We start from the raw sequence: 16,470 nt of genomic DNA on the forward strand, positions 1-16,470 counted from the left end.
GGAAAGTCCATGTTTAATAAACATATCGCTCAACTCTTCGTCCTCGTCGCGACACTATTCAGCACTCAACTGTTCGCCCACGAATACACCGCTAACAGCATGCAAATCGACCACCCATGGAGCCGTGAGGCGCCGCCGAATGCAACGGTCATTGCTGGTTTTTTCCAGTTCAAGAATCTAGCGAGCGAAGACGATTATCTCATTAGCGCTTCGACACCAATCTCTGATCACGTCGAGATCCACACTCATGAAATGGCGGACGGCGTCATGAAAATGAAGAAAATTGATAGTGTACGCATCGGTAGTATGACGACGGTAATGTTTGAGCCAGGTGGTTATCACCTTATGATCTTTAACCCTAAGCAGTCATACAAGCAAGGTGACCGATTCCCAATGACTTTGCAGTTTAAACATGCAGGTAAGGTTGAAGTCGAACTAGCGGTGGAAGCGAACGGACACGTACACTCCCATTAACGAAAAAGCCCCTTAGCGCTGATTCTAAGGGGCTAATCACTTTACATCTAGACTACAAAATCACGTGAGGAATGTAGCGCGCCATATCTTGGGTGACTAATGACTCATCTTCTCGAATTGAAATGCCCGCCGCACGATCATTGACTAACCAACTGCCAACTAGGGTGTAGTTGTCACCAAACTTTGGCAACGGTGCGTATTGCTGCACAATCGATAAGTCCGATTGGTAAGGCCCGTCCGTCTTAACCATTGAGCGCCCCTCTCTAACTATCTCGATGTTCGCCCCCTCGCGGGAAAACAGCGGTTTAATCACGTAGTCTTTAAGTGTTGCCGCCTTGGCATCGTCACTAAAATAGGCTGGTAGCAAATTAGGATGGCCTTCAAACTCTTGCCACAGTAAGGGCAGCAAGGCTTTGTTGGATAGAATGGACTTCCACATTGGCTCTAGCCAGTTCACGTTCGCCGTCGCTAAATGAACCGAATACGGATCCTCAAACATAAACTCCCAAGGGTAGAGTTTGAACATCCAACGAATTTCGCGATCATGACTGTCAACAAAATGGCCTTGTCGGCTGACGCCAATATCTTCGACGTAAACAAAGGCCGTTTGCAAGCCCGCCTCCTTGGCACAATCTTCTAGGTATTGAACCGTGCCCTTATCTTCTTCGGTGTATTTGCAGCAACTAAAGTGCAGTACCTGACCTGGTTGCAAGGTCGAGATCTCTTTAAAGCGTTCGATAAGATAGTCTTGTAGGATATTAAACTGATCGGCGTTTCGAGCCATTACCCCTTGATTGACCACATCTTCCAACCAGACCCATTGCCAAAACGCGGTTTCGAACAAACTTGTTGGCGTATCGGCATTATTTTCATACAGCTTGGCTGGGCCGCTACCGTTATAAGCGAAATCCAATCGAGAATAGAGCGATGGTTCATTACGTAGCCACGAGGCTCTCACTTGATCCCACATAGCTTCTGGGATCGCGCATCGTCGCATCAACTGCTCATCACGAAGTACTTTGTCGACGATGGATAAGCACATTTGATGGATTTCTTCCGTCGGCGCTTCAAGATCGTGTTCGATCTGCTGCAAATTAAATTGATAGAACGCAGACTCATCCCAATACGGTTTATCGTACATCGAATGAAAGCCAAACCCGTACCTTTGCGCGAGGGCTTTCCAGTCTGGTCGCTCTTTGATTTCTCGGCGTAACATGGTTAACCGCCGCGACTGGATGACACGGCTTTGCCAAACCCACCACGTGACATCACGCTGCCGATTGTGCCTCCCCCTTTTTTCAAACTCGTACTGGCAAGAGTAACTGGGGTGATTCTGTGAGAGCCAAAAAACTGCCCGCTGCCTGAGTAATACCCTTTTTTGTAACGGTACATAGGTTGCGAGTAGTAACGTTTTTTGTAGCCATCAAAATCGTCGAGATCGGTTGAATAATAGTAACCGCCCATACGGGGGATGTACGAAAAGTAGCGAGAGCTGTAATAACAATCATCTTCACGAAAATCGTATTCACACTCACGCTCGGTTTTGTACTTAGGCCCTGTACGCTCTGCTTCCGCCACCGCCTCTTGATAAGCGAGCTCACACTCCTCTGCTTGCTCGGGGTTATTGTTCTTACACTCGTTGCTATCGAGGTAAATCGCTCCTTCTGTCTTAGACTCGTATTGAGAAAAAACCATAAAGGTCCCGAACATCACAAACGGAAAGGCTTTTCCAATCGCCTTTTCCATTGATGGACGTTGAACATTAGAACTGCGTTTCATCATGCCTCCTAGTAAGACATACACGCAGCGTTCAAAACGCCAATCGATACAGAGACTGTCGCCAAAACAATACCTGCTGGCAGCTCGTCATTCTCGACACGCTCAGCAATTTTCGGCACTAAAACAAAGCGTACGAGACCAAAAGCGATCATTTGAGCGAACATGGCAACCAATCCCCAAACAGCAAAATCTAAAATGCTGACCGAGTTTTTAGCAGCGCCCGCAATGGCTAAACAGTAACCAAGAAATGCACCGCTTAAGGCGACCGCTGCGGTCGTGTTTTGTTGTTCTTTAATCAGAGTCCACTCATCGTATGGAGTAAGACGAACATAGATAAACTTAAACGCGATCACGAATACGATCGATAATCCAAAGTACAACACAAAGTTTGGGAAGCCCGACAACAGGCCTGCTAACAGTTCCATTATTTTTCCTTATGCATGGAAGACCAATTGAACGAGTCAATCCGTTCATCGGCGATATAGAAGAGTTTGCTACCAGCTGGAATTGAGCGGTCGAGATCAGGATTCAGCTCTATTCCCTGCCCAACATCGAATGCGATCAAAGTCGCTTGGTAGTGTTTTTTAATGAAGCTAAAGACTTGCTCAACCTTAGCCGTGGACTGATCTTGCGGGTATATCGTCGAGTACTGAGTCATACCTCGAGTTGAAGCAAGCAGCTCTTGATGCAAAGCACTCGATCCAGGATCTACCGCCGCTTTGGCGAGCATCTCAGCACCAACCGCTGGAATACACTCTGCTTTAGGGCAATGCTGACTCAACAAGTGACCCAATGCTTCATCCTTAAAGTAAGCCAGCAGGTGAGCATCAGGATTGATATTCGCACAATAAAGTGAGGCCGATAAGGTGATATCGTCTTCCAAATTATCCACGATTATGCAACTTGCACCTTCCACATGGGCCATTTCCATTTGTTGGCTGTCTGTGTAACTGGTCACCTTAACGAATTGGATTTCGCCAGGTAGCGGGTTTTCGATGTCGGAGCGACTACAAAGCACAATGGGTCGTTTCCCTTCCTCTTCGTGTTGCAACATCCGAATAAGGTGGATGGTACGAGCGTTATTCCAACCCAACAATAAAATATGATTTTCCACGCGAACCCTCCGCTTACCTAAAATACCTGCACGCCAATATTCAATCGCGCCACTTGCTACACGTCCCAGTAAAGCAGCAAAAAGACTTAAACCACCAGGGATAACGAATAACACAACAATCCACTTACCTAGGTTACTACTTGGCGATAGGTCACCATAGCCCACCGTCGAGGCTGTTACCATGAGGTAGTAAACGAAGGTCGCAATATCTTGTGTGAGAGCCTGCTCACCGGCCAGTTTGAGCATTACCCACGAGAGAGCAACATACACCAAACTCAATATAATTAAGTTTCGGTTACTCAAGTGAAAGACATGCGACTTGAACCATTTCTTTACCAATAACCAAACGGTCATAATCACACCACTTCAATTAATTTCGACAGTGAATATAAAGTAAAAAACAGATACAAAAAAACCAGCCAAATCAGCTGGTTTTTAAAATGTGATGCCAATCACCTAATTACGCATTTCCTTTGACTTGCATATTCAGTTGCTCGGCAAAGTCTAGCATTCTGTTTAGTGGAATCAATGACTTAACACGCAGTTCTTCATCAACAAAGATTTCGTGCTCTTCTCCGCCATCTCGCAGTGCTGCTTCGATCGCTTTCAAGCCATTCATAGCCATCCATGGACAATGGGCACAACTACGACATGTCGCGCCTGCTCCCGCAGTAGGGGCTTCAATCAGTTCTTTCTCTGGTACTAATTGTTGCATCTTAAAGAAGATGCCTTTGTCGGTCGCAACGATCATCTGTTGATGAGGCAGCTCTTTCGCCGCTTTAATCAGCTGGCTTGTTGAGCCGACTGCGTCTGCAAGTTCTACAACGCTCGCGGGTGACTCAGGGTGAACAAGAATAGCCGCGTCTGGGTAGACAGACTTCATCTTGCGTAGAGCGTCCGCTGAAAACTCATCGTGAACGATACACTCGCCTTGCCATAGCAACATATCTGCGCCAGTTTTATTCGAGATGTAAGAACCTAGATGGCGGTCAGGACCCCAAATAATCGGCTTATCTTCTGCATCCAAATGTTCAACAATTTCAAGCGCAATGCTAGAGGTCACAACCCAATCTGCGCGAGCTTTTACCGCCGCTGAAGTGTTCGCGTAAACCACAACAGTATGATCTGGATGTGCGTCACAGAACTCGGTGAACTTATCTGCAGGACAACCCAAATCGAGCGAACACTCTGCTTCCAGTGTTGGCATCAAAATGCGTTTTTCTGGCGTCAGGATCTTTGCAGACTCACCCATAAAGCGAACCCCACCGATGATCAGTGTGCTTGCAGGGTGTCGATTGCCAAACTTCGCCATCTCTAACGAGTCACCAACGAAACCACCCGTCTCTTCTGCAAGGGCTTGGATCTCTGGATCCGTGTAATAGTGGGCAATTAAAACCGCGTCTTTCTCTTTCAGAAGCTTTTTAATGTTCGCAATATAGGCTTGTTTTTCATCTTCTGTTAGAGGGACTGGTTTTGGAGGAAATGGGTATACAGTATCGATTTTATCTAAAATGTGGCTCATTGCTCTTGCTCTACGCAACTTCCAGTAATCCGAGTATTGTAACCTCAACCGAATCCAAGATGCCAGTACCGCCTGGAATTACTTATTGCGCAAGCAACAAAAAAGGAGTGCATCCACTCCTTTTTCAGTTATTACATCATGCTTAGTTTTTGATGCGTTCTTTCGCAAGCTTAGCCGACGCACTGCTTGGATACTCATCCAATACTTGTTGGTAGTACTTGTTCGCTTGCTCTGCATTGTTGTTGCGAGAGGCTATGTCGCCTAACTTAACCAATGCATCCGCACGTTTATTGGAATCTTGGTAAGAAATCACGGCAGCGAAACTCTTCACTGCTTCTTTATCTTGTTTCTTCGCAAAATAAAGTTGGCCTAACCAATAGTGTGAGTTTGGCGTAAATGATGAATCTGGGTAGTCTTTCTGAAACTGCTGGAACGCTGCGATGGCTCCTGTGTAGTCACGTTTCTTCAGAATCAAATCAACAGCATTTTGATACGCGGTTTGCTCATCTGCATTTGAGCTGAACGTGCCACCGGAAGCGGGCGTTTCATTGCCTTCTTGATTGTCGACAACGGCAGGCACCGTATTGACTTGACCGCGAACTTTATCTAGTTCGATAAACAGCTCACGTTGACGTTGCAACATTTGCTGCATGTCGTAATTATTCTTTTCCAGTTGGCCGCGTAATTCGCTGATTTCGAGTGCCATTTCATCCAACTGCTGCTGCATTTGTAACTGGACGCGATTGCGGTTTTCTAATAGGCGCTCAAGACGCTGAACTTCGGTTTCGTTCGAGCGAACTGAAGAGGTTGATGTGGCAGAGTTACTGCTATTGAGATCGGATACTGGAGCTGGTGCAGCGAGCACAGAGCCCGCCGCACTTGCCAGTAACGTAAGCGTAACTACGCGCTTAAGGTTACTGAACATAAGGATAGTCCTTGAATTAGTAGACTAGAACAGCACGACGGTTCTTAGCGTACACATCTTCAGATTGGCCTAGTAGAAGAGGTTTCTCTTCACCGTAGCTAACAATCGAGATTTGATCAGCTTGAACACCTAGTGCTTGAAGGTATTTAGCCACAGCTGTCGCACGACGCTCACCAAGTGCAATGTTGTACTCTGGAGTACCACGCTCGTCCGCGTGACCTTCAACCGTTACTTTAAGAGCTGGGTTTTTGCTTAGGTATGCCGCGTGTGCTGCAAGCATCTCTTCGTAGTCGCCAGCGATAGTCGCATTGTCAAACGCAAAGTAGATAGTTTGAGTTTCGCGCAGTGCTTGCTCTTTAAGCTCTTGCTCGGTAAGTAGACCGTTCTGATCGATTGGTGATACCACTGTACCGTCAGTTGTTTGAGCTTGGTTTGTTTCTGTAGAGCCAGAAGCGTTAGCCGCGTCGTCGCTTGAACTACAAGCTGTAACAGCTAGAACTGGTAGCGCAATGAGTAGCCCTTTAAGAACTTTGTTTAGTCGCATTGATATATTTTCCTTACTTTTTGATACTTACTTGCTACAAAAACGGTGACCATGCGGGCGCACGAACTCGTCCATTTGTTGCCGGTAATCGAGCTTTAAAGCGTCCATCAATTGAAACCATCGACAACACGTTGGCTTTGTTATAGATAGAGCTATAAATAACCATTCCGCCATTTGGCGCAATGCTTGGTGACTCATCAAGTAGAGTCTGAGTTAAAATTTGTACCGCACCTGTCTCGAGATCTTGCTTCGCTAAGTTGAAACCAGCATTACTGCGGTTAACCATCACAAGGAACCGACCATCTGGAGTGATTTGCCCGCCCAAGTTTTGAGTGCCTTGCCAAGTGAGACGATTTGGAGAACCACCTGCCAAGTCAACTTGATAGATCTGTGGACGCCCACCGCGGTCCGACGTAAAGATAAGGGATTTACCATCCGGATGCCAATACGGTTCAGTATTATTTGAACGGCCACGAGTAATTTGAGTCAATTTGCGCGTTTTCAAGTCCAAAGTGTAGACTTGAAGGCTACCTGTTTTAGACAAAACTAACGCTAAGCTATTGCCATCAGGAGAAAATCTTGGCGCACCATTGTGACGAGGGTATGACGTTACCTTCTCTCGTTCACCGGTATAAATATTCATAATGAAGATTTCAGCTTGACCATTTTGGAAGCTCACATAGGCGAGTTTTTTGCCATCAGGAGACCAAGCTGGCGACATAAGCGGTTGCTTAGAGCGCAGAACTAGGCGTTCGTTATAGCCATCGTAATCCGAGACACGCAGTTGGTATGGGAATTTCTGATCCTTATCATTAACGACGACATAAGCGATGCGAGTTAAAAACGCACCACGTTCGCCCGTCAATTCCTGATAAACCAAGTCTGAGATACGGTGGGCGTATTCACGTAGACGATCCCCTGGTACCGTTGCTTGCTTGTTGAAAAGCACGTGATCTTTGGATAGGACCAATTGTCCATCTGGGCTTAGCGCTTTGCTTTGACCTTGAGTCAGTTGACCGCGAACCACATCGACCAATTGATAATTGATGACATAGTTACCCTCTGCATTTTGTGTGATCGTCCCTGTAAGCAAGGAGTCCACACCGAGCCCAGTCCAAGCATCAAAATTAACTTCAGCTTCACTGTAAGGTGTTTGCGGCATTCTGTTGGTAGCAATAGGGCTGAACTTACCACTGCGCTGTAGATCGGAGGCAACCACAGCAGATACATCTTGAGGAAGTTTGCTCGCGCCTTCCCATTTGAAAGGCACAATCGCAATTGGTCGAGCCGAATCAATGCCATCCGTAATGACAAGCTCGAGTGCGGCGTGAGCCACGTTGGAGAGACTTGCACAAATAACAAGTACTCCAGTCATAAGGCGTTTAATCACGTCATATTCCTTAATTTAGTAATCAACAGTTAAGTTAATATCGCGAATCTTATCAATAATGTCCCGATCTTTCGGCATCGGGAAGTTACCTACTTGGCTGACCGCACTCTTAGCAGCGGTACAGAGACGAGCGTCACCATTAAGTACAGAAACACTACTCACAATACCGTCCGTTCCTGTCGGAACCAACTTTACGTTCAACCTACACGACTTTCCCACTAAGTAGTCATCCTTAATGATGCGACTTTGAATAAGCTGGGTATATATCGCCGCGTATCGACTCACTTCTGAGTTTATGTGCTGGTTTCGCGCAGAGCTGTTTTGCTCCGCTTCGGTTTCTAAACCAGCAAAAATGTCATTAAGCGCCGCTTCTTGCTGTTTTCGCTCTCTCTCTAGCTGCTCTAAGCGCTCTTTTTCTTTGCGTGCTTTTTCTGCGGCTTCTTTTGCGGCTTTCTCTTTCGCTATGCGTTCTTGTTCGGCTTTTTCAGCCGCTTCGCGTTCTCTGCGAGCCTTCTCTTCTGCTGCCTTAGCGGCCTTTTCACGCTCAATACGCTCTTGCTCCGCTTTTGCTATGGCCGCTTCTTTCGCCAAGCGTTCTTGCTCTGCTTTTTTAATTGCCTGCTCTTTGGCTTTGCGCTCTGCTTCTAGCTTGGCAACGCGTTCTTTCTCTTTCTTAGCGCGCAGCTCTTCCTCTTTGCGCTCTTTCTCTTTTGCAATGCGACGCTTTTCTGCCTCACGAGCCGCTTTAGCTTCTTTGGCTTGCTGCTCCTTCAGCTTGCGAATGCGTTCCTCTTCGGCTTTGCGGTTCTTCTCGAGCTGCTCGCTTTCTCGTCTTAGTTTATCGAGGCGATCTTGCTCTTTCTTCGCCGCTTCTTGACGTTGATTACGAATCTGCTGAGCTTGCTCGCGCACCCTTGCAGGATCAATCACAACAGCTTGAACCAACTGTCCCGTTGGCTCTGGCTTAGACATGGTAAAATCTGCTCCCCAAATTAGGGCAACAACCAACAGCGCATGCAAAGAAGCCGATATCGCGAGCGGCTTTTTGTAATCATTTTTCTTCTTGGGCTTAATCTCTTTCATACACTAAGAGCGCTTATTCCTTAATGTCCGTCAACAAGCCCACTTTAGGGATACCTGCACGGCCTAGTTCATCCAAAACCAAAACCACCTCAGCATAAGGTGTTGCCGCATCACCACCCACAGCGACAGGCGAATCTGGTTTTAAAGACAGTTCAGCTTTGACGCGAACAATAATGTCTTGCAGCGAAAGACCTCGCATCACCTCTTCATCATTGACGCTTAATCCCAAATTACCGTCACGATCAATCTCAACAATAATGAAGCTGGCATCGCTCTCACCGGCTAGCTCTGAGGCTGGTTTTGCCGTTGCGGTCTTAGGCAGTTCGACGTCAACTCCTTGAGTGACAAATGGCGATGTCACCATAAAGATGATCAGCAAAACCAACATGACGTCGATATAGGGTACGACGTTGATTTCGGCTGTCATCTTTCTTTTTTTACGTTGGTAACCGGCCATGTTAATTACTCCTTATGAGCGTTATCGCGGCCAGCCATCGCTTGACGATGCAAGATACTGTGGAATTCTTCAGAAAACGTTGCGTAGTTATGTTCTAACTTACTGACTTTATTACTTAGGCGGTTGTACGCCATAACAGCTGGAATAGCAGCAAATAAGCCCATCGCCGTTGCGACAAGCGCTTCTGCAATACCTGGAGCAACCATAGCTAGGGTTGCTTGCTTGACTTCACCAAGAGCGATAAAGGCATGCATAATGCCCCACACCGTACCGAAAAGACCGATATATGGGCTGATTGAGCCCACCGTCGCAAGAAATGGCAGGTTGGTTTCAAGCTCATCGACTTCGCGCGCAACAGACACACGCATCGATCGACCTGTGCCTTCCATAATGTAATCAGGCGAGTCGCTATTGGATTTGCGTAATCGAGCAAACTCAGTAAAGCCTGAGTAGAAAATCTCTTCGGTACCTGAAAGCTCGTCTTTTCGTTTTTTGGCGTTTTGATAAAGAATGGAAAGATCGGTGCCTGACCAGAATTTGTCTTCAAATGCGTCAGCATCCTTTGAGGCCTGCGACAGAACTTTACTGCGCTTGATGATCATTGCCCAAGAGACAACAGACATACCTAACAAGGTCAACATCACCATTTTTACTAACAGACTTGCTTGTAAAAACAGGTCAAGCATTGAAATATCAGCGGTCACTATGAGTAAACTCCATAACTATTGATTGAGGGATCGCTATTGGCCTCATTTTCTCATTGTCGATACATGCTACCTTAACCATTGCCTTACACAATGATTTGCCATCAGGATTGACGATCTCCTGACAGAAAGTCAGCGAAGCTTTCTTTAATTCTGCAACGTGTGTTTTTACCGTCAGTTGATCGTCAAGACGAGCACCTTGCAGAAAGTCGATGTCCATGTGTCGGACTACAAATCCAATGTTTTGTTCCAAAAGAGTGTGCTGTGAAACGCCTACATTGCGAAGCAATTCTGTTCTCGCTCTTTCAAAGAACTTTAGGTAATTCGAGTGGTACACCACTCCACCTGCATCAGTGTCTTCGTAATAGACCGTTATCGGCCATTCGAAAGTGGATTGCTCTTGTTGCACGCCTCACCTCTTTAACTCATTGAAGAGCATTACTATAACGCAACTCAAGCGGGTTTATGCAAGGGATAATGGAGGTTTTCAATGATTGAAACAAAAAAATAGCGCCAACTATCATTTAGTGGCGCTATTTTGATAAGAATGCGAATAGATTTTAATCAAGGCTTGTTAGGACACTCTAAGCAGGGTCAGATAACTTAAGATAGCCAACGAGAAATACGGGCTAAATAGTATCTGCCAGTACCAGTTTCGTGGTTTGAAACTCAAGCCAAATACCATGCTCGAGCAGATTGCCCAAATCAGTAGTGGCGAAATCAGCGCATTAAAACCGCCGATAGAAGCGGAGTATGCCTCCGGATCCCACATCACCATCGCGACATGATAAAAACCTAATACAAGTGATAAGACCCTAAACAGGGTCTTATCTAATGGTGCATGTAGCTTGGCTACCTGCGCAGCGAGATTACTCACTGTCTTTGTCCATCATTTCTGAGTGCTCTAGCCAAAGAGCGTTAATGATACCGAATGCACATGCTAGCAAGACACCCAGAATCCATGCGAAATACCACATAGTTAATACTCCTTAGTAAGCCGATACGTCGTTGTCTTCAATGTGCTTCTTGTCTAGACGTCCAAACATTTTGTAGTACGTCCACGTTGTGTAACCAAGAATCACAGGAACAAACACAGCCGCGACAAGCGTCATAAGGCCGAGTGTTAGTTCACTCGCCGTTGAATCCCACATAGTCAGACTGTGGTTTGGTACAAGGCTTGAAGGCATAACGAATGGGAACATCGCGAAACCTGCCGTCAAGATTACCCCAGCATTCGCCAAGCTTGAGAACAAGAATGCAAAACCACCACGCTCAAAACGAGAAGCAATTACTGCAAGTAGCGGCATTAACACACCTAGAACAGGCGCGGCCCACATTGCAGGGTACGTTTCGAAGTTCGTCATCCAAGCACCTGCTTGCTGCACTACTTCTTTATTTAGCGGGTTAGAATCCGCCAACGTATCGATAGTGCTTGTAACTACAAAGCCTTCAATCGACTGAACCCAGAAGCCACCTGCAACAAACAGCGCGACAGCAACCAGACCTGCGATCTGAGCGGCATTTCTTGCGCGCTGGTGAATCGCCTCAGTCGTTTTCATTTGTAGCCAAGTTGCGCCTTGAAGCACAAATAGCATTAGGCTAAGCACACCACATAGCAGTGCGAATGGGTTTAGCAGTGCGAAGAATGTACCTTTGTACTGAGACATCAGCAGGTCGTTTAATTCAAACGGCACACCTTGCAATAAGTTACCAAATGCGACACCGAAAATGACTGGAGGCACAGTACCACTAAAGCAAAGCGCGTAGTCCCAAGCTTGACGCCATTTTGGATTCTCGATCTTTGAACGGTAATCAAGTGCCAGTGGACGCATCCAAAGTGCCGCAAGCGTCACGTACATCGCTAAATAGAAACCTGAGAACGAAGTAGCGTAAACCAATGGCCAAGCAGCAAACAAAGCGCCACCAGCCGTGATTAGCCAAACTTGGTTGCCATCCCAGTGCGGAGCAATGGTGTTGAGCATAATTCGGCGCTCAGTATCGTTTTTACCGATAACCGGTGATAAAGAAGCAACGCCCATATCGAAGCCATCAGTGACCGCGAATCCGACCATCAGAACACCAATCAGGATCCACCAGATCAGTCGTAAGATTTCGTAATCAAACATGTTTTTGTTTCTCCTTGTCTTACGCTTCTACTTGGCGACTAACTTTGTCTTCGACAGAGTCAGCGTTTTGCTCAAAGTGGTAGCGGCCTGTTTTCAGACTACTTGGACCTTTACGTGCGAACTTCAGCATCAAGTAAACTTCTGCAATTAAGAACACAGTGTACAGCGCGATGATTGCAAATAGTGACGTCCAGATTTCTGAAGCGCTCAGAGCAGATGCCGCAACGTTCACCGGTAGGATTTCACCCACAGCCCAAGGCTGACGGCCGTATTCGGCAACGAACCAACCTGCTTCTACAGCGATCCACGGCAGTGGAATACTAAATAGTGCTGCTTTAAGAACCCACTGTTTCTGCTCAATCTTCTGACGACAAGTTTGAATAAACGCCGCACCAAAGACGAATAGCATGATAAAGCCACACGCAACCATAATGCGGAACGACCAGAATAGTGGCCATACCGTTGGGATAGAGTCATCCGCAGCGGCTTGAATTTGCTCTTCTGTTGCGTCAACAACATTGTCGGTGTAGCGCTTAAGTAGAAGACCGTAGCCTAGGTCACCCTTCACTTCGTCGAAGGCTGCCATGTTTGCTTCAGATTTATCACCTGCTCGCAATTTCTCTAGTAGCTCGTATGCATACATACCAGTACGGATACGCTCTACGTGATCATCACGAAGATCGCGAAGACCCGTAACTTGCTCATCAAGAGAACGCGTCGCGATGATACCCATTACGTAAGGAATTTTGATCGCGTAGTCGGTGTGCATGGTTTCCTGATTCGGAAGACCAAACAAAGTGAATGCCGCTGGTGCAGGCTCTGTGTGCCACTCTGCTTCAACAGCTGCGAGTTTCACTTTTTGTACTTCACCCAACTCGTAACCAGACTCATCGCCTAGAACGATGGTTGAAAGGATCGCAGCCATACCAAATGACGCTGCAATAGCAAATGAACGACGAGCGAATGCAATATCACGACCTTTAAGAAGGTAGTATGAACTGATGCCTAAAACGAACATTGCGCCAGTCGTGTAACCAGAAGCGACAGTGTGTACAAACTTAACCTGAGCGACTGGGTTAAGGACAACCTCAGCAAAGCTCACCATTTCCATACGCATGGTTTCGAAGTTAAATTCTGCGCCAACTGGGTTTTGCATCCAGCCATTCGCCACCAAGATCCAAAGTGCAGAGAAGTTAGAACCTAGAGCAACAAGCCAAGTGACAACAAGGTGTTGACGTTTTGATAAGCGATCCCAACCAAAGAAGAATAAGCCCACAAAAGTGGATTCTAGGAAGAAGGCGACAAGGGCTTCGATCGCAAGAGGTGCACCAAAGATATCACCTACGTAATGCGAATAGTACGACCAGTTAGTACCGAACTGGAATTCCATGGTTAGGCCAGTCGCTACCCCTAGGGCGAAGTTAATACCGAATAGCTTACCCCAGAACTTGGTCATGTCCTTATAGATTTGCTTGTTCGTCATTACGTACATTGATTCCATAATAGCCAGTAGGAAGGCCATACCTAGAGTCAATGGTACGAATAGGAAGTGATACATCGCAGTCAGTGCAAACTGCAACCGCGATAGATCAACAACATCGATCATGATTACTCCTATGTGTCGGCTGAAGACACTTTCTTACATTTTTGCCAAGCATAAATAGTCGTTATCCAATCTTAAAGATTGTTATTAAATAGCAACACTCTGTTGCAAAAATGTACCGTAACGGTTAGTTAATTGTTAAGCATCAGCTAATATAGCTGCGGCTAATATTACTGCTAAAAACAGATTGTTTCAAAAGGTTTATAGGAGAGTTCCGCTTTGATTTGAGTCAAGTTTTGCTTGGCATTTTTGTTTAAAAAAGCACCAACTTGATCTATATCAAGCGTTTCGCGAGTTTAATGTTACCCGAGAGTAATGAACAAGGCGAAATAGGTATTTATGCAAAACAAATACTTAACATCTCATCCATTTTACTTACCTAATTAGTGGTAGGCGAGATTTTACAAACGTGACATTGGTCACAAGTGGTAAGACGCCGGTCTCGTTGACCGGCGTGAAAACTTATTTTTCAATTCCGAAATGTAGGTAAGCGCGATCAGTCGCGATACGCCCTCTTGGCGTCCTTTGCAGATAGCCTTGTTGGATCAAGTAAGGCTCAAGCACGTCTTCAATGGTGTCTTTCTCTTCACCGATGGCAGCCGCCATGTTATCGAGACCAACAGGACCACCACCGAACTTCTCCATGATGGCGAGCAGCAACTTCCTATCCATGTAGTCAAAACCTTGAGCATCGACATCCAGCATGTTTAGCGCCTTGTCGGCAACCTCCGCGCAAATATGACCATTACCCTTAACTTCTGCGTAGTCACGCACGCGACGAAGCAGTCGGTTGGCGATACGTGGCGTACCCCGTGCCCGTCTTGCGACCTCAAGGGCTCCTTCTGCTTCCATCGACAAACCTAGGCAGTCTGCACTGCGTTGAACAATGTTCTGCAAGTCAGGAATTTTGTAATACTCTAGGCGTTGGGTAATACCAAAACGGTCGCGCAGTGGCGATGTCAATGAACCAGCGCGAGTTGTCGCACCGATTAAGGTAAATGGAGGTAAGTCGATTTTAATCGAGCGCGCCGCTGGTCCTTCGCCAATCATGATATCAAGCTGATAATCTTCCATTGCCGGATAAAGCACTTCTTCAACCATCGGACTCAAGCGGTGAATCTCATCAATGAAAAGAACATCGTTCTCTTCTAGATTCGTCAGCAATGCGGCTAAATCCCCAGCCTTTTCTAGGACAGGTCCTGACGTCGTGCGAATGTTCACGCCCATCTCGTTGGCAACAATGTTGGCTAACGTAGTCTTACCCAACCCTGGCGGACCAAAAATCAGCAGGTGGTCGAGCGCTTCTTCACGCAACTGAGCCGCTTTGATGAAGATCTCCATTTGGTCACGCACATGGTCTTGGCCTTTATAATCCTCCAGCTTTTTTGGACGGATGGCGCGATCGATAACATCCTCTTCTCGATACACTGGATTTTCTGGCGCGATAAGACGATCGGCTTCAATCATGAGTTATTTCCTATCCGTTAAACCATCGATTTCAGAGCATCACGAATCAGCTCTTCACTGCTCATGCCTGGCTTAATAATTTGCGCGACAACTTTAGAGGCTTGCGTCGGTTTATAGCCCAAAGCGAGCAGTGCGCTTACAGCCTCTTCTTCTGCGCTGTTTGTTGCAGCTGGTGTAGAATCAACAGGAGCGGCATCAGTGAACGGCGTAAAGAGATCGCCGGCACTCCACCCTTTAAGGCGATCTTTCATTTCGACCACCAAACGCTCAGCGGTTTTCTTGCCTACTCCAGGCAATTTCACCAAGGTCGAAATGTCTTCTCGCTCGACAGATGCCACAAATTGGCTTGCCGTCATACCCGAAAGAATCCCAAGCCCCAATTTTGGCCCAACACCATTGGCTTTAATCACTTCGCGGAACAAAGCACGCTCTTTTACCGTGTTAAACCCATAAAGCAGCTGAGCATCTTCGCGAACAACAAAGTGAGTATAGATAATCGCTTCTTCACCGACATTAGGCAGCTCATAAAAGCAGCTCATCGGCATTTGGACTTCATAGCCAATACCATTAACTTCAATCAGCAGTTCAGGGGGTTGTTTTTCAATCAGAATGCCGCGCAGACGTCCAATCACGGTAAATACTCTTTGGAAATGAATTTGCGACAGGATAATAAAGAACTGGATAGACATCCAGTTCTTTGTCGCCTCGAAGGTGAATTTTGAGATTGAGCGTTAGCGGTAGCGCCCGCGGCGTGCACTGGTCGCTTTACCTGCCATTGCAATTAAGGTTTTGTTGGTATTGGCGTGACAAATTGCCACACCCAACGCATCTGCGGCATCGGCTTGGGGTTTGCCAGGGAGTTTCAACATTTGTTGCACCATGTGCTGCACTTGCTCTTTGTCTGCCCCACCCGTTCCAGTAACCGCCTGTTTAATCAAACGAGCCGCGTATTCGTGAACTGGAAGTTCCGCGTTCACGGCGGCGACTATAGCACTCCCTCGTGCTTGACCGAGTTTGAGTGCTGAATCTGCGTTGCGTGCCATGAAGACTTGCTCAATGGCGAACACATCCGGTTGGAATTGGGTAATGATTTCCGAAACTCCAGCATAGATCTGCTTCAAACGGCCCGGAAGATCTTTTTCTGATGTACGAATGCATCCACTACCTAAGTAGTGCAAATGGCGTCCGTTTTGTCGGATAACCCCGTACCCAGTAATGCGTGAGCCGGGGTCAATACCTAGAATGATTGACATGAATACCTAATCAATGTGACTGCTTCAAA

General features: G+C 46.7%; 20 protein-coding genes. 1 reads left to right on the top strand and 19 read right to left on the bottom strand.

The genetic code is table 11. From position 1 onward, the window contains the following. The first annotated feature begins 9 nt into the window (after positions 1–9). The gene (locus tag RJ47_RS16225; protein WP_038189526.1) at positions 10–474 is read left to right on the top strand and encodes a copper chaperone PCu(A)C; all 465 of its coding nucleotides are present in this window, start codon (positions 10–12) and stop codon (positions 472–474) included. A gap of 52 nt (positions 475–526) precedes the next feature. Here the strand turns inward: RJ47_RS16225 and RJ47_RS16230 are convergent, their stop codons facing one another. The 19 genes from RJ47_RS16230 to ruvC form a co-directional block, all read right to left on the bottom strand. Then, on the bottom strand, positions 527–1,690 hold the full coding sequence (locus RJ47_RS16230; protein WP_038189529.1) for a glutathionylspermidine synthase family protein: 1,164 nt from the start codon (positions 1,688–1,690) through the stop codon (positions 527–529). Positions 1,691–1,692: 2 nt separating this feature from the next. Further along, complete coding sequence (locus RJ47_RS16235) at positions 1,693–2,253, bottom strand: DUF1190 domain-containing protein (RefSeq protein ID WP_038189532.1); 561 nt, start codon at positions 2,251–2,253, stop codon at positions 1,693–1,695. 8 nt (positions 2,254–2,261) lie between these two features. After that, entirely contained in the window at positions 2,262–2,678 is a 417-nt protein-coding gene (locus tag RJ47_RS16240; RefSeq protein WP_038138794.1) for a DUF350 domain-containing protein, read from the bottom strand. Further along, positions 2,678–3,721: an ion channel gene (locus RJ47_RS16245; RefSeq protein ID WP_039485213.1), complete on the bottom strand. Its 1,044-nt coding sequence runs from the start codon at positions 3,719–3,721 to the stop codon at positions 2,678–2,680. Before RJ47_RS16245 ends, RJ47_RS16240 begins: the two co-directional genes overlap by 1 nt. A 106-nt stretch (positions 3,722–3,827) precedes the next feature. Beyond that, positions 3,828–4,889, bottom strand: coding sequence for a quinolinate synthase NadA (gene nadA, locus RJ47_RS16250; protein ID WP_038138800.1), 1,062 nt, complete (start codon positions 4,887–4,889; stop codon positions 3,828–3,830). Between the two features lie 142 nt (positions 4,890–5,031). After that, complete coding sequence (gene ybgF, locus RJ47_RS16255; protein WP_038138802.1) at positions 5,032–5,814, bottom strand: tol-pal system protein YbgF; 783 nt, start codon at positions 5,812–5,814, stop codon at positions 5,032–5,034. 16 nt (positions 5,815–5,830) lie between these two features. Beyond that, positions 5,831–6,358 carry a peptidoglycan-associated lipoprotein Pal gene (pal, locus tag RJ47_RS16260; protein WP_005470537.1) on the bottom strand — a complete coding sequence of 176 codons (528 nt, stop codon included), beginning with the start codon at positions 6,356–6,358 and terminating at the stop codon, positions 5,831–5,833. Between the two features lie 34 nt (positions 6,359–6,392). After that, positions 6,393–7,733, bottom strand: a complete 1,341-nt coding sequence (gene tolB / locus RJ47_RS16265; RefSeq protein ID WP_419723883.1) for a Tol-Pal system beta propeller repeat protein TolB — start codon at positions 7,731–7,733, stop codon at positions 6,393–6,395. Between the two features lie 30 nt (positions 7,734–7,763). Beyond that, positions 7,764–8,831, bottom strand: coding sequence for a cell envelope integrity protein TolA (gene tolA, locus RJ47_RS16270; RefSeq protein ID WP_039485216.1), 1,068 nt, complete (start codon positions 8,829–8,831; stop codon positions 7,764–7,766). 13 nt (positions 8,832–8,844) lie between these two features. Then, positions 8,845–9,288 carry an ExbD/TolR family protein gene (locus RJ47_RS16275; protein WP_005470524.1) on the bottom strand — a complete coding sequence of 148 codons (444 nt, stop codon included), beginning with the start codon at positions 9,286–9,288 and terminating at the stop codon, positions 8,845–8,847. A gap of 5 nt (positions 9,289–9,293) precedes the next feature. Next, positions 9,294–9,992: a protein TolQ gene (gene tolQ, locus RJ47_RS16280; RefSeq protein WP_005470411.1), complete on the bottom strand. Its 699-nt coding sequence runs from the start codon at positions 9,990–9,992 to the stop codon at positions 9,294–9,296. Then, positions 9,982–10,401, bottom strand: a complete 420-nt coding sequence (ybgC, locus tag RJ47_RS16285; protein WP_038138812.1) for a tol-pal system-associated acyl-CoA thioesterase — start codon at positions 10,399–10,401, stop codon at positions 9,982–9,984. Before ybgC ends, tolQ begins: the two co-directional genes overlap by 11 nt. 165 nt (positions 10,402–10,566) lie before the next feature. Next, a complete protein-coding gene (gene ybgE, locus RJ47_RS16290) occupies positions 10,567–10,869 on the bottom strand; it encodes a cyd operon protein YbgE (protein WP_039485218.1) in 303 nt (100 codons plus the stop codon). Beyond that, complete coding sequence (cydX, locus tag RJ47_RS20905) at positions 10,862–10,969, bottom strand: cytochrome bd-I oxidase subunit CydX (protein ID WP_000270284.1); 108 nt, start codon at positions 10,967–10,969, stop codon at positions 10,862–10,864. The genes ybgE and cydX overlap by 8 nt, the downstream gene beginning before the upstream one ends. A gap of 12 nt (positions 10,970–10,981) precedes the next feature. Further along, on the bottom strand, positions 10,982–12,118 hold the full coding sequence (cydB, locus tag RJ47_RS16300) for a cytochrome d ubiquinol oxidase subunit II (RefSeq protein ID WP_038138816.1): 1,137 nt from the start codon (positions 12,116–12,118) through the stop codon (positions 10,982–10,984). Positions 12,119–12,137: 19 nt separating this feature from the next. Then, positions 12,138–13,724 carry a cytochrome ubiquinol oxidase subunit I gene (gene cydA / locus RJ47_RS16305; protein WP_038189546.1) on the bottom strand — a complete coding sequence of 529 codons (1,587 nt, stop codon included), beginning with the start codon at positions 13,722–13,724 and terminating at the stop codon, positions 12,138–12,140. 459 nt (positions 13,725–14,183) lie between these two features. After that, positions 14,184–15,188 (bottom strand): Holliday junction branch migration DNA helicase RuvB, encoded by a 1,005-nt coding sequence (gene ruvB, locus RJ47_RS16310; protein ID WP_005470368.1) that lies wholly within the window; start codon positions 15,186–15,188, stop codon positions 14,184–14,186. 17 nt (positions 15,189–15,205) lie between these two features. Continuing rightward, positions 15,206–15,820 (bottom strand): Holliday junction branch migration protein RuvA, encoded by a 615-nt coding sequence (gene ruvA, locus RJ47_RS16315; protein WP_038213016.1) that lies wholly within the window; start codon positions 15,818–15,820, stop codon positions 15,206–15,208. A 99-nt stretch (positions 15,821–15,919) separates the two neighbouring features. Further along, the gene (ruvC, locus tag RJ47_RS16320) at positions 15,920–16,441 is read right to left on the bottom strand and encodes a crossover junction endodeoxyribonuclease RuvC (RefSeq protein ID WP_005470321.1); all 522 of its coding nucleotides are present in this window, start codon (positions 16,439–16,441) and stop codon (positions 15,920–15,922) included. Positions 16,442–16,470: the final 29 nt, after the last annotated feature.

The organism is Vibrio sinaloensis, assembly GCF_000808535.1.
GTDB lineage: Bacteria > Pseudomonadota > Gammaproteobacteria > Enterobacterales > Vibrionaceae > Vibrio > Vibrio sinaloensis_D.

Coding starts and splice junctions, on each gene's coding strand:
- tolA (WP_039485216.1), bottom strand. CDS start 8,831: ATGAAAGAGATTAAGCCCAAGAAGAAAAATGATTACAAAAAGCCGCTC.
- RJ47_RS16275 (WP_005470524.1), bottom strand. CDS start 9,288: ATGGCCGGTTACCAACGTAAAAAAAGAAAGATGACAGCCGAAATCAAC.
- ruvB (WP_005470368.1), bottom strand. CDS start 15,188: ATGATTGAAGCCGATCGTCTTATCGCGCCAGAAAATCCAGTGTATCGA.
- cydA (WP_038189546.1), bottom strand. CDS start 13,724: ATGATCGATGTTGTTGATCTATCGCGGTTGCAGTTTGCACTGACTGCG.
- ybgF (WP_038138802.1), bottom strand. CDS start 5,814: ATGTTCAGTAACCTTAAGCGCGTAGTTACGCTTACGTTACTGGCAAGT.
- ruvC (WP_005470321.1), bottom strand. CDS start 16,441: ATGTCAATCATTCTAGGTATTGACCCCGGCTCACGCATTACTGGGTAC.
- RJ47_RS16235 (WP_038189532.1), bottom strand. CDS start 2,253: ATGAAACGCAGTTCTAATGTTCAACGTCCATCAATGGAAAAGGCGATT.
- pal (WP_005470537.1), bottom strand. CDS start 6,358: ATGCGACTAAACAAAGTTCTTAAAGGGCTACTCATTGCGCTACCAGTT.
- RJ47_RS16225 (WP_038189526.1), top strand. CDS start 10: ATGTTTAATAAACATATCGCTCAACTCTTCGTCCTCGTCGCGACACTA.
- cydX (WP_000270284.1), bottom strand. CDS start 10,969: ATGTGGTATTTCGCATGGATTCTGGGTGTCTTGCTAGCATGTGCATTC.
- nadA (WP_038138800.1), bottom strand. CDS start 4,889: ATGAGCCACATTTTAGATAAAATCGATACTGTATACCCATTTCCTCCA.
- tolB (WP_419723883.1), bottom strand. CDS start 7,733: ATGACTGGAGTACTTGTTATTTGTGCAAGTCTCTCCAACGTGGCTCAC.
- RJ47_RS16230 (WP_038189529.1), bottom strand. CDS start 1,690: ATGTTACGCCGAGAAATCAAAGAGCGACCAGACTGGAAAGCCCTCGCG.
- RJ47_RS16240 (WP_038138794.1), bottom strand. CDS start 2,678: ATGGAACTGTTAGCAGGCCTGTTGTCGGGCTTCCCAAACTTTGTGTTG.
- cydB (WP_038138816.1), bottom strand. CDS start 12,118: ATGTTTGATTACGAAATCTTACGACTGATCTGGTGGATCCTGATTGGT.
- RJ47_RS16245 (WP_039485213.1), bottom strand. CDS start 3,721: ATGACCGTTTGGTTATTGGTAAAGAAATGGTTCAAGTCGCATGTCTTT.